Below are 12,981 nucleotides of genomic sequence, written 5' to 3'. Positions count from 1 at the left end.
TCGCGAGTGCCCCGGGTCAGAATGCCGCCAATGGCGCGACCGCTGGTGGCGGTGGTGGCGGCATTGACCTCACGACGGGTGACGGGGCGCCAGGAGGATCGGGAGCGGTAAGTGGGACAGCCAACAACCCAAATGGCGTTGCCGGTGCCACTGGTGCTACGGGTCTGGTCATCTCGACAGACGGGACCATTGCAACCAGCATCAGCGGCGGAGCCGGCGCTTTGGGCTCCCCTGGCACGAATGGCGTCGTCAGGAGCGGCGGCGGTGGCGGTGGCGGTGTGGGCGTCAGTGCCACGGCCGACGTTACAGTCACTGGCACAGGATCGGTGAGTGGTGGCACTGGCGGCCGAGGTGGGACCAATGGCAACAGCGGCAGCGGTGGTGGCGGCGTCGGCATATTCTCGTCCGCAAACGTGTTTGTAGAGGCGGGCGGCAGCGTTACCGGCGGCACGAGTCTCTCCACAATTGGGGTCCAAGCAGGTGGTGGCGGCGGCGCAGCTGCCATTGTCCTGATGGGCGGCGGGACAATCCAGAACAGCGGGAATCTGCTCGGGGGTGCCGGTGGAAGAACAGTTCTCGGCGGCGGTGGGGACGGTGGCGCCGCTGTTCTGCTGCTTTCAGGTGGAACCGTCATCAACAGGCTAGGTGCGACGATCGTTGGCGGCAGTGGCGGTCAGGGCTCCTTGGCAGGCGGCGATGGCGCCGCAGGGATCAAGGGCGCCAACATCGCGGTCATCAATGCGGGTACGATCAGCGGCGGTGCCGTCGGCACCGGTGGCGGAACGCCGGCAGCCGGCAAAGCCATCCAGTTCACCGGCGGCGTCAATTCGCTGGAGATTCAGGCCGGCTCCACCATCACAGGCAATGTGGTCGCTTTCAGCGCCGCGGATACATTCAAGCTGGGTGGCGATATCAGCGCCAGTTTCGGTGTGTCGCAGATCGGCGCTGGCGCCAAATATGACGGGTTTGGGTTCTACGAGAAAACCGGAAACAGCACCTGGACCCTAACGGGGACGACAACTGCCGTCACGCCTTGGACCTTGTCCGGCGGGACCCTGCAAATTTCGAGTGACAACAATCTGGGCGCCCTCTCGGGCGGCTTGACCTTCGACGGCGGCACGTTGCGCACGACCACCAGCTTCGCCACCAATCGCAATGTCCTGATCAATTTGACCGGCGGGTTCGACACGGTGGCAGGCACGCAGTTGGACGTGTCAGGCCAGGTGACCGGCACCGGCACACTGGTCAAGAGCGGCGCCGGCACCCTCAACGTCACCAATTTGTCCAACAGCTATACGGGTGGCAACATCGTCAATGCAGGAACGCTTGCCGGCGACACCGTGGCGATCCGTGGCGACATCCTGGACAACGGCGCTGTCTCGTTTCTCGACCTCGGCCCCCACACCTTCGGCGGAAATATCTCCGGCTCGGGCAGCGTCGACATCGAAGGCTTCGGCACGCTGACGCTGACCGGTGCCAACACCCACAGCGGCGGCACCAAGGTCGGGACCGGCAAAAGCATCTCGGTCGCGTCGGACCAGAATCTGGGTGCCGCTACGGGCCTGCTGACACTCGACGGCGGCGAACTCGGCACGACAGCAAGCTTCGCCATGAGCCGCGATGTCAAGCTCACTTCCGCCTATGGCTACTTCCGCGCGGCGGCGGGTACGACGCTGACCGCGAATGGCGAGCTGAGCGGCGTGGGCGGCGTCTACAAGGAGGGCGCCGGCACCCTAGTGCTCAACGGCGACAGCACCTATTCCGGCCGTACCACGGTCGACGGGGGCAAGCTCGTCGTCGAAGGTTCGCTTGGGAATACCGAAACGACGGTCAACAGCGGCGGCACGCTGGGCGGCTCCGGCTCGATAGGCGGCGCGGTGATCGTCGCCGATGGCGGCGTGCTGGCCCCCGGCTCCAGTCCGGGTACGCTTACGGTCGGATCGCTCAGCCTGAGCTCCGGTTCTATGCTCGACTACGAGCTCGGCCAGGCAGGAATTGTCGGCGGCGGTGTCAACGACCTGATCGAGGTGACCGGAGCGCTGACGCTGGACGGCAGCCTCAACATCACCGATGTAGGCGGCTTTGGCCCTGGCGTCTACCGGCTCATCAATTATGGCGGCGCCCTCACCGACAATGGTCTCGAACTCGGCAATCTGCCGGCCGGCGTCACGGCGGCCGATTTGACGGTGCAGACTTCTGTCGCCAACCAGGTCAATCTTATCAGCAGTGTCGGTAACGACCTGTTGTTCTGGGACGGTGACGCGGCCGGGAATGCCAACAACAATCTGGTCGATGGCGGCAACGGCACTTGGACTGCGGCAAGCCCGACGTGGACGATGAGCACCGGCCTGGTGACCGGCGCGATGAAGCCGCAACCCGGTTTCGCCATCTTCCAGACGCTTGGCGGCACCGTCACCACCGACGACAGCGCCGGCGCGCTGGAGGTTACCGGCATGCAGTTCGCTGCCGATGGCTACCGCATCGAGGGCGACTCCGTCACGCTCGCCGACGCCGGTGGCGAGAGCATCATCCGGGTCGGCGACGGCTCCCCGGCCGCAGCGGGCTATATAGCCACCATCGCCTCCGTGCTGACCGGGGCAAGCAGCCTTACCAAGACTGATGCAGGCACGCTGGTGCTCGAAGGCGCCAACACCTACACGGGAGGTACGACCGTCTCGGGCGGCGTGCTTTCGGTTTCGGCCGATAACAATCTCGGCGTTGCTGCCGGCGAGCTGACGTTCTCCGGCGGTACGCTGCGCAACACCGCCGTCTTCTCCTCGGCGCGCGATATCACACTTTTGGCGGCCGGCGGCACCTTCGACACGATGGCTGACCTCACTTTGTCCGGCGTGATCTCGGGGGCCGGCAGTCTTGCCAAGGCCGGCGCCGGCACGCTGACGCTTACGGGAACGAACAGCTATGGCGGCAACACGTTGGTCAGCGCTGGCACGCTGGTCGGCGATGCAACCTCGATTCGTGGCGACATCGGCAATTCCGGCACTGTCGTGTTCGACCAGGCGGCGGACGCCAGCTTCGCCGGCGATATCTCCGGCACCGGCGCAATGATGAAGGATGGCGCCGGCGTGCTGACGCTGTCAGGCACGTCGCTGCTGGACTGGACCGTCAATCAAGGCGGCCTCGTCTCGGCAGCCGAGCGCTTCGGTGGCGATGTCGCGATCGGCGCCGGCGCCTCCTTCACATTCGACCAAGTCGCCTCCGCCAGCTATGCCGGCGTGCTCTCGGGCGCCGGTACGTTCATCAAGGACGGCCAAGGCACGCTGCTGCTTGCGTTGGACAACTCAGGCTTTACCGGCGCCACTACGGTCAGCGGCGGCACGCTTGCCGCGGGCGCTGCGAACGCGTTCAGTTCCTCCTCGCAGTTTTCCGTCGCCTCGGGCGCCACGCTCGATCTTGCCGGCACGTCCCAGACGATTGCGGGGCTGAGCAACGCCGGAACGGTGCGCATCGCGGGTGGCGTCCCAGGCGACACACTTACCGTCAGCGGCGACTATATCGGCAATGGCGGCAACGTCATCCTCAACACGGCGCTCGGTGGTGACGGTTCGCCGACCAATATGCTGGTGATCGCCGGCAACACGTCAGGGACGGGTACCCTTCAGGTCGTCAATTTCGGCGGGTCCGGCGCCCAAACGGTCGGAGGCATCAAGATCGTCGACGTCGGCGGCGTCTCGAACGGCAGCTTCTCGCTCGACGGCAATTATACCTTCGAAGGCGATGCAGCGGTCGTCGCGGGCGCCTATGCCTACAGGCTTTACCAAGGCGGCGTCAGCACGCCGGCCGACGGCGATTGGTATCTGCGTTCGGCCCTGGTCAACGGCGATCCCGATCCGCAGCCACTCTATTCGCCCGGCGTGCCGCTGTACGAGGCCTATGAAGGGGTGCTGCAGGCCTTCAATGAACTGGGCACCATGCAGCAACGCATCGGCAATCGGTCGTGGGGCGAGGGTGCTACACCGCAAGGTGCGGACCTGCCAGGCCAGGGCTCGGTCGACGGCAAGGCGATATGGGCGCGCATCGAAGCTGCCCATGCCGAGATCAAGCCGGAGACGTCGACCTCCGGCACGAACTATGACGTGACCACCTGGAAGCTGCAGGCCGGCGTCGATGGCCTGCTGCACGAAAGCGACGCCGGTACCCTGATCGGAGGGATTACGGCCCACTACGGAACCGCGTCGTCGGACGTCTCCTCGATCTTCGGGGCAGGGTCGATCGCTGCCACCGGCTACGGCGTCGGCAGCACGCTCACCTGGTTCGGCAGCGGTGGCTTCTACGCCGACGCGCAGGCTGAGGCGACATGGTATGACAGTGACATCCGGTCGGCCACGCTAGGCACCGCGCTTGCGGACGGCAACAACGGTTTCGGCTACGGGCTGAGCATCGAGACCGGACAGAAGATCGCCCTCAACGGCAACTGGTCGCTGACGCCGCAGGCCCAGCTTGCCTATTCCTCGGTCGACTTCGACGCGTTCACCGACCCGTTTGGCGCCGTCGTGTCGCCCGGCAGCAGCAACAGCCTCGTTGGCCGGCTCGGCCTCTCCGCGGACTATGAAGACCAGTGGGTGGACGATGCGGGGCAAGTAAGCCGTACGCACATCTACGGGCTCGGCAACCTTTACTACGACTTCCTCGACGGAAATGATGTCGATGTGTCCGGCACGAAGCTGGTCAGCGAAAATCAGGCGCTGTGGGGCGGTGTCGGCCTTGGTGGCTCGTTGAGCTGGGCGGACGGCCGCTACGCAGTCTTCGGGGAAGGCACCGTGCGGACAAGTCTCAAGGATTTTGGCGACAGCCATGCCCTGGGCGCCAAGCTCGGGTTCGCTGTGAAATGGTAGCGGCGATCAAGATGGACATGTCGACCTTGGCTTGAGCGTCGTGTCCGGCACGGCTATGGAATCCGGACTAGCGGGCCACCCGGCTCGTCGGCCTCGGACGTTTCCTTACCGGCTGCCGGCATCAAGTACCAGGCTCGCATCCGAAGCACCCTGGCGCTCGATCACAGGGATGCCAGCGCGCTGGACATGCGCTCCAGCCCTTGGCGCAACAGAGCACGCGGGCAGCCGACATTCAGGCGAATGAAGCCTTCGCCGCCAGGCCCATAGACGCGGCCGTCATAGAGATTAACCCCGGCCCGATCGACAAAGAACTTCTGAATTCCACCCACTCGGCCATCGAGCGCGCACGCGTCCAACCACACCAGAAACGATGCGTCGGGCTGCATGGGCGTGATGCCTGGAAGGTGTTCACCGGCGAACTCGCAAACCAGATCGATGTTGCCGGCGATGTAGTGCGTGAGTTGGTCGAGCCACGGCGCGCCGCTGCTGTAAGCAACCTCCAAAGCCAGGCGGCCGAAAAAGTTCGCATTCACCATGAATGACGCCTGCATTGCGGCAAGAAGCGCCCCGCGGCGCTTTTTGCTGGCTACCGAAATGGTTGCCGAAGGAACCCCGGCAAGATTGAAAGTCTTCGTTGGAGCGGTGCAGATGAACGATTTCTCGGCAGCATCTTCCGAGATGGAGGAGAAGACGATGTGGGGGCGATCCGACAACCTTATGTCGCAGTGAATGTCGTCGGATATGACCAGGATCCCATGGCGCTCGCAGACGTCGTTGAGCGCCGCCAATTCTTCGCGTGTCCAGGCCATTCCGGCAGGGTTGTGAGGATTGCACAGCAGGAATGCCTTGGCACCGCCGGCCGCCAGTTTCTCGAAATCCTCGAGATCGAGTTCATATCTGTTGTTCTGCAGCCTCAGCCGGTTCGTAAGCAGAACCCGCCCGTTTCCCTGAACAACTTCGAAATAGGGCGAGTACACGGGCGACTGCACAATGACGCCGTCACCGGGCTTGGTGAAGGTTCGCAGTATCGCAGCCACCGACGGCATGATCGCCGGCGCGGGAAGCAAGGTCTCCAGTTTCGGCGACCAGTTGTGCCGGTGCGCGAACCACGATTGCACGATCTCATAGTGGCGCGGATCGCGGCGTGTGTAGCCGTAAATGCCATGCTCCGCAGCCTCGCGCAGTCGCGCGATGACGGTTTCCGGAGCGCGGAAGTCCATATCCGCCGTCCACAGCGACAGCAGGTCCTGGCCCTCGACCTGGGGAGAGAACTCGTCCCACTGGTTGGCCCATTTGACGGATCCGAACTGCTGACGGTCGTGGATTTGGTCGAAATCTGTTCCCGCGATATGTCGCTGCCCATGCGCCGATGCGGGCGTGTCTGCACAAGCCATTTGATAGTCACCTTGCCGCGGGCATTGCTTGTGGCATCATCATCGCCTCCTAGGATTTGTGGCCACGCGCCAATTGGCGCTCCATAGATTGCGAGTAACGCGACATGCCGAAGCAAAAGCTCCAGTAGACCAACCCCGCAAAGAGGTAGCCGGTTGATGAGATCGTCGGGCCTGCCCAGTTCGGATCGACGCGCGCCGTTTCGACGGCCTTCAGGAAATCCGCGATGCCGACGATGGCGACCAGAGTCGTGTCTTTGAACAGACCGATGAAGGTCGAGACGATGCTCGGTATGACGATCGTCAACGCCTGAGGGAGGACGATCAGGCGCATCATGTCGAAGTAGCCGATCCCGAGCGCCTTGGCCGCTTCGTACTGGCCCTTCGGGATCGCCTGAAGGCCGGCTCTCACGACCTCGGCCATATAGGCGGACGAGAACAACGCTATCGCGATGAGCGGGCGCAACAGACGATCAGGTGTCAGATAATCCGGGACGAAGAGCGGCATCATGAAGTTCGCCATGAACAACACTGTGATAAACGGCACGCTGCGGACGACTTCGATGAACGTGACGCAAACCGTCTTGACGAACGGGAGTTCCGACCTGCGTCCAAGCGCCAGGATAACCCCGATCGGAAGCGAGAAGACGATACCCACGATCGACATCAGCAACGTGATCAAGAGACCGCCCCAGAGCGCCGTATCGATGACAGGCAAATGAAGCCAGGCAACGCCGCGCACGAGAACGAACGCGGCCACGGGGTAGACGAGGAAGAACAGCAACGCCGCCACTTTGCGCCGCGGAGCCTTCGTCCACAGGAGCCAACCGATGAGGATGGCGCCGATCGCCTGCGCAAGGTCCACCCGCCACCGCTCGGAAACCGGATACGCGCCGTATCGCAGGTAGTCGAACTTCTCGGCGATGAAAGGCCAGCAAGCCCCCTGGCTGTTCGCACGGCAAGCTTCATGGCCGCCGCTCCAGACCGCGTTGAAGATCGCAAAGCTCAGGAAGTGATGCAGCAGCCACGTGGCGAGGAGGACAAAGCATATTGTCAGCGCGCCTGAAGACGGCGTCGAAAACAGGTTCTTTTTCATCCAGCTCACTGGACCCGGTCGAACGTCCGCGGGAGGCGCCATGGCTGGTATGAGCGCGCTGATCACAATTGGCGAACGCATGGACTGATCGCTCATCCGTCACCTTTCAACAATTGCAAAATGTTGGTTGCACGCGTTCATGACCAACGACGTGGCAAGGGAGGTGACGAGATAGACCGACAGAGTAATCGCCATGACCTGGACGGCGGCTCCGGTCTGATTGAGCACCGTGCCGGCAAAGATCTGAACGAGGTCGGGATAGCCGATGAACACGGCAAGCGACGAGTTCTTGATGAGGTTGAGATACTGGCTTGTCAAAGGGGGAATGATGATGCGCAGCGCCTGGGGAACGACGACCAGACGAAGCGTCTTGCCCGGCGCCAGCCCCAACGCATGCGCAGCCTCGGTCTGGCCCTTTGGCACTGCCTGAATTCCACCTCGCACGATCTCGGCGATGTATGAACCGGTGTAGACCGACAGACCGATCAGGAGAGCGGCAAACTCCGGATAGAGCTGATGCCCGCCTTGAAAATTGAAACCCCGTAGCTGCGGGGCGACGAACGAGACCGGCTCGCCAGCCGCCAGGAACACGACCAGCGGAAATCCTATCAAGGTCGCCAGACTGACCAGAAGCACCGGCAGCTGCCTGCCCGTCCGTCTCTGGATGCTCCTGGCGCGAAACCAGAACGCAACGCAGCAGGAAATGGCCGCAACGAATGCCAGGCCCACCAGACCCGCTCCCGGATGCAAATGAATCTCCGGAACGATGAGGCCGCGATTGTTGAGGTAGATGCCGCCGGGAATGGCGATGGACGCCTTCGGCGAGGGCAACGGCTTGAGGACGGCGTTGTACCAGAACAGCAGCTGCAGCAATAACGGAACATTGCGCACAAGCTCGACATAGGCGGTCGCCACCTTCGAAACGATCCAGTTCGGCGACAGGCGGGCAACGCCGATGACGAAGCCAAGCAACGTCGCAAACAGGATTGCGAGGAGACTGACGTAGAGGGTGTTGACCACTCCCACCCAGAACGCCTGACCGTAGCTGGACAATGCATCGTACGGTATCAGGGTTTGATTGATGTCGAAGCCGGCAGACTCATTCCAAAAGTCGAATGAGAGCGGAATCCCCCGGACCCGCATATTCGATGCAGTCTGCATGCCGATGCCCAGCGCCAAGGCCAGCAGGCAGCCGGCGAGCAAGAGCTGGTAGAGGATGCCCCGCACCTTCGTATCGTGCAGCGACAACCTCCTGCGCGACGGCGCGGGAAGCGACAAATGGGACATGGGCTGTTCCTATCGGGTCCGTGCAAGGCGCTGACGGTAACACGCCAGCGCCTTGCAACCATGCCTTTGCCTAAAGCGCGTCGGGTTTGAACGGACTCAGGCGACGCGCTTTAGGGTCTTCGTTATGCATGTCGTTGTCTCAAAACCGGGGCCATTTTTGAGCGACATGCATTAGCGGATCGGCGGAGCGTACTGAACGCCGCCTTGGTTCCAGAGCGCGTTCATGCCACGCTCCATTTTCAGCGGCGAATCCTTGCCGACATTGCGTTCGAACACTTCGCCGTAATTGCCGACCTGCTTGATCACCTCGACCGGCCAGTTATCGCCGAGCCCGATGTCCTTGCCTATGCTGCCTTCCACGCCAAGCAGGCGGCGGATGCTGGGATTGTCAGACGATTTCATGGCATCGACGTTCTTGGAGGTGACCCCGTATTCCTCCGCGGCCACCATGACGTAGAGCGTCCACTTCGCCACATTGAACCACTGGTCGTCACCCTGCCGCACGGCCGGGCCAAGCGGCTCCTTGGAGATCAGCTCGGGAAGAACAATGCTGTCGTCCGGCTTGGCCATGCGAAGCCGCGACGCGTTCAAGGTGGAGGTGTCTGCGGACAAGACGTCGCAACGTCCCTCCTCATAAGCCTTCACGACAGCTTCCTCGTCTGCGAAACCAACCGTCGTGTACTTGATCGACTGCGAGCGAAAATAGTCGGCAAGGTTCAACTCGGTCGTGGTGCCCTGGGTGACGCATATCGATGCGCCGTCAAGTCCCTTGGCTGACGTGATATTGTCCGCCTTGCGCACCATGAACCCCTGGCCGTCATAGAAATACGTGCCGGCAAACAGTATGCCTAGCGACGTATCGCGGGACGATGTCCAGGTTGCGTTGTGGGCGAGAATGTCGATCTCTCCCGACTGCAAGGCGGTGAAGCGATCCTTTGGCGTCAATGGGATGAACTTGACCTTTTGCGCGTCCCCGAGCACGGCAGCGGCCACGGCGCGACAATAATCGACGACAAATCCGGTCCATTTGCCTTCATTGTCGGGAAGGCTGAAGCCAGCCGTGGCCGAATTCGTGCCACAGGTCAGCACGCCATTTTTCTTGACATTATCGAGGGTTGCGGACCACGCCGAGGAGGCGGTGCACGCGATGGCGAGGGCAAGTAGGCCCTTGAACGTTGATCTCATTTCGGCATTCCCCTGTTATTGTTGAAGGGAATGTGCTCTCCAGCCCAAGTATTCGTCAAATCGATTGTTCTCATGGTGAAAATGAGCGCTGGTCATAGTTGCGAAGCACTCCCAGCTGAAAAGCGGTTGAGTGGTGAAGCAGCGCGCGCGACCTATTTTACGGCCGACCCCGGTGCTCCGACGGTGCCTTGGTGTCTCTTGCTCCGCGATTCGTTGTAGATTCCCACGATGATTTCCCGGAGCCACCTGGTTCCCGGGTCATTCGCCATCTGGCGGTGAACAATAAGCCAGGCATTCACATTCGCTATCGGAAGGGGTGGCGGGACCAACGTCACCTCACTCCTCTCATCCAGCATTTGCAGGATGGCATCACCGCAATGGGTAATCAGTTCAGTGCCGCGAAGCGCCCAGGGCAGCACCGGATAGTTCGAGATGGTCGCAACGACATTGCGGCGAAGACCCATCTGTTTGAGGGCGGCATCCGCGAGGCCTTCCGCCAGGCCATCTGCGGAAATCTGGAGGTGGGAACTGGCCAGATAGGTTTCCAGCGTCATTGCGCTTCTGGCGATCTTGCTTCCGCTCCACACTGCGCAAAACAATCGGTCCTGGCCAAGCTCCACCTTCAAGAGACCTGGGTCGTCGCGTATCGCTGCTCCCGTCAGCGCGCAGTCAACTTGTCTCAGATAGACCGATGAACCGATTTCGGGTCCGTTTGCGGGAATGACGTTCAGCGTCGCGCCAGGAGCTTGCCTGGAAAATTCTCGAATGAGGCCCGGGATGAAAACCATGGCATGATAATCTGTAAGTCCAACGCGAAAGTTGCGCCGCGTCGTTGCTGGATTGAAGATCTGATGCCGGTCGATCGATGCGCGGATCGTTGCGAGTGCGGCGGAAATATTCGACAGCAGCTCAACTGCCCGGGGAGTTGGCCGCATCTCGCCGCCATCTCTGGTGAACAATTCATCCTGCAATAGATACCGAAGCTTCGACAGGGAGTGGCTTACAGCTGATTGTGTTCTGCCCAATTCGGTAGCCGCCCGCGTCACGCTCCTTTCCCGCATCATCACGTCAAAGACCCGCAATAGATTGAGGTCGATATCGTTATAATTCATGGAATTACCTCATCTGCGACCTGAGACCGCACCAGGCGGCACTAACGCGTTGGTTGCGACGGTGACAGATGGGGCACGAAGAGTGAAGACAGAGGTCCGGCTACGCCTTTGAAACTCTGGCGGTTGAACAGGTGACGGCGACCGCCGGATCGCTCCGCGGCATTTCTGCGCCTGGCTTGGCGAGCAAGCCGGCAATCCGCCATGAACCCAGGGCGAGCATGTGAAGTAAAGTCAGCCGCACCCGCTGGGATGGAAAATCGCAGCGGTTTCAATGGCTTGATAATGGCGGAGAGAGCGACAGCCATATTGCTGTCTCATGTCGTCTCAATCAATGAAAATTGTAGGGCAATAACAATGCTTTAATATAAAATGGCTGTCTCGCGCCGTTGCAATCCGTATCATCCAATGTCATTGTTTTTGGCGGGTAAGATGATGGGATAGAGAAATGCCGAAGATCGCGAAGGAACTTTCAGCACTAGCCGTCAAGAACTTGAAACACCCCGGATCGACCACACCGGGCAACGCTGTGTTTGCTGTTGGCGGTGTTGCCGGGCTCATGCTCCAAATCACGCCGGGCAGCGGCCGGTCATGGCTATTGCGCACAACAAACGTCAATGGCCGGCGTTGCGAAATGGGTCTTGGCGGGCATGACGTATCATTGGGCGAAGCCCGCGAGCGGGCGAGGGCGACCAAAGACAAAATCCGCAACGGCATCAATCCGCTTCAAGAGAAGCGCGAGCGTCGCAAAGCCGCGATCGAGGCCGCAAAGCGCCATCTCACATTCCGCGATGCCGTTGACAAATTCCTTGCCGACACGCTGGCGGAATTCAGGAACGAAAAGCATCGGAAGCAATGGCAATCCACGCTGGACAAGTATGCAATGCCCGTCATCGGCAATCTTGCCGTTTCCGAAGTCACCAAACATCACATGGTCGAAATCCTTAAGCCGATCTGGACGACCAAGACGGAGACGGCCACGCGTTTGCGGCAACGTTGCGAACGCGTGCTTGATTGGGCAAAGGCACACGGACACCGCGACGGCGACAATCCGGCACAGTGGAAGGGCAATCTCAATGCCATGTTGTCCAACCCAAGCAAGGTTGCGACAGTCGATAATCAGCCCGCTGTTCAGTTGAAAGACGCGCCCACGTGGTTCGCAGCATTGCGCAAACGCGAAGGCACGGGTGCACGGGCATTGGAATTCGCGACATTGACCGCTGCGCGATCAGGCGAAGTGCGCGGCATGGAATGGCCTGAAATCGATTGGCACGCCAAATTGTGGACGGTGCCGGCATTGCGAATGAAAATGAGGCGGCCGCACGTTGTGGCGCTATCCGATGCGGCAATGACAATCCTAATTGCGATGAGAGAGGCCGCGGCCGCCGACACAGAATATGTGTTTCCGGCGATCCGGGGCGGCATGCTATCCGACATGACGTTGAGCGCTACCATGAGACGGATGCACGAAAGCGAGATCGAGGCGGGCCGCACGGGCTGGCTCGACAAGAACTCGAAGCGTCCAGCCGTGCCCCATGGGCTGCGGTCAACGTTTTCTGATTGGGCAGGGGAGTTGTCCGACTATCCCCGAGACATGCGGGAATTTGCGCTCGCCCACGCCATCAACAGTGACGTTGAGGCAGCATACCGGCGCGAAACCATGATCGATAAGCGCCGCGCCATGATGAGCGATTGGGCTGCGTTTTTGCGGGGCGGGAACTGACCAAAGCTCTAAGACATGAGCCTCGGCAACGCTGGCCGAAGGCGATTATCAGCGGTGGCGCTGAGATGTTTCCGCTCAGTTCGGTGGGCGCTGGGTGGCGCCACCTCTAATTTCGCCTGGCTAAGCGCACCCCGGGCCCACCACCATTCTCGGGGATGAATTCGATGCCAGCGTTCTCCAGGGCACCTTGTACCGCCTGCAGCGTGTTGTCGAACAAAACCTCGCCGCGCTCCAATCGCGCGATAGTGTTGGGAGAGACCTTGGCGAGGGCAGCAAGCTCCCGAATGCCTAGATGAAGAGCTGCCCGCGCCATCCGACACTGGGCCGAAGTTATTGC

At 61.3% G+C, this 12,981-nt stretch carries 8 protein-coding genes; 2 read left to right on the top strand and 6 right to left on the bottom strand.

Annotated features, from left to right (window positions below):
- Nucleotides 1–221: 221 nt before the first annotated feature.
- A complete protein-coding gene (locus tag X730_RS1000000165140; protein ID WP_196814788.1) occupies nucleotides 222–4,853 on the top strand; it encodes an autotransporter outer membrane beta-barrel domain-containing protein in 4,632 nt (1,543 codons plus the stop codon).
- 161 nt (nucleotides 4,854–5,014) lie between these two features.
- Here the strand turns inward: X730_RS1000000165140 and X730_RS161460 are convergent, their stop codons facing one another.
- The 5 genes from X730_RS161460 to X730_RS161480 form a co-directional block, all read right to left on the bottom strand.
- On the bottom strand, nucleotides 5,015–6,247 hold the full coding sequence (locus tag X730_RS161460; RefSeq protein ID WP_050588057.1) for a MalY/PatB family protein: 1,233 nt from the start codon (nucleotides 6,245–6,247) through the stop codon (nucleotides 5,015–5,017).
- A 49-nt stretch (nucleotides 6,248–6,296) separates the two neighbouring features.
- On the bottom strand, nucleotides 6,297–7,436 hold the full coding sequence (locus X730_RS161465) for an amino acid ABC transporter permease (RefSeq protein WP_023825502.1): 1,140 nt from the start codon (nucleotides 7,434–7,436) through the stop codon (nucleotides 6,297–6,299).
- A gap of 3 nt (nucleotides 7,437–7,439) precedes the next feature.
- Entirely contained in the window at nucleotides 7,440–8,567 is a 1,128-nt protein-coding gene (locus X730_RS161470) for an amino acid ABC transporter permease (protein ID WP_348633121.1), read from the bottom strand.
- Between the two features lie 231 nt (nucleotides 8,568–8,798).
- Complete coding sequence (locus X730_RS161475; protein ID WP_023735055.1) at nucleotides 8,799–9,812, bottom strand: amino acid ABC transporter substrate-binding protein; 1,014 nt, start codon at nucleotides 9,810–9,812, stop codon at nucleotides 8,799–8,801.
- 152 nt (nucleotides 9,813–9,964) lie between these two features.
- The gene (locus X730_RS161480) at nucleotides 9,965–10,924 is read right to left on the bottom strand and encodes a LysR family transcriptional regulator (RefSeq protein ID WP_023686474.1); all 960 of its coding nucleotides are present in this window, start codon (nucleotides 10,922–10,924) and stop codon (nucleotides 9,965–9,967) included.
- 445 nt (nucleotides 10,925–11,369) lie between these two features.
- On the opposite strand from X730_RS161480, the gene X730_RS0133035 reads away from it, so the two are divergent.
- Nucleotides 11,370–12,644, top strand: a complete 1,275-nt coding sequence (locus tag X730_RS0133035; RefSeq protein ID WP_031196527.1) for a tyrosine-type recombinase/integrase — start codon at nucleotides 11,370–11,372, stop codon at nucleotides 12,642–12,644.
- A gap of 106 nt (nucleotides 12,645–12,750) precedes the next feature.
- Here X730_RS0133035 and X730_RS1000000168465 read toward each other — a convergent pair whose 3' ends face one another.
- A complete protein-coding gene (locus X730_RS1000000168465; protein ID WP_245261291.1) occupies nucleotides 12,751–12,978 on the bottom strand; it encodes a helix-turn-helix transcriptional regulator in 228 nt (75 codons plus the stop codon).
- Nucleotides 12,979–12,981: the final 3 nt, after the last annotated feature.

Origin of the sequence: Mesorhizobium sp. L103C131B0 (genome assembly GCF_000502275.1) — a bacterium.
Taxonomy (GTDB): Bacteria; Pseudomonadota; Alphaproteobacteria; order Rhizobiales; family Rhizobiaceae; genus Mesorhizobium.
This window is presented reverse-complemented; position numbering and strand designations above follow the sequence as displayed.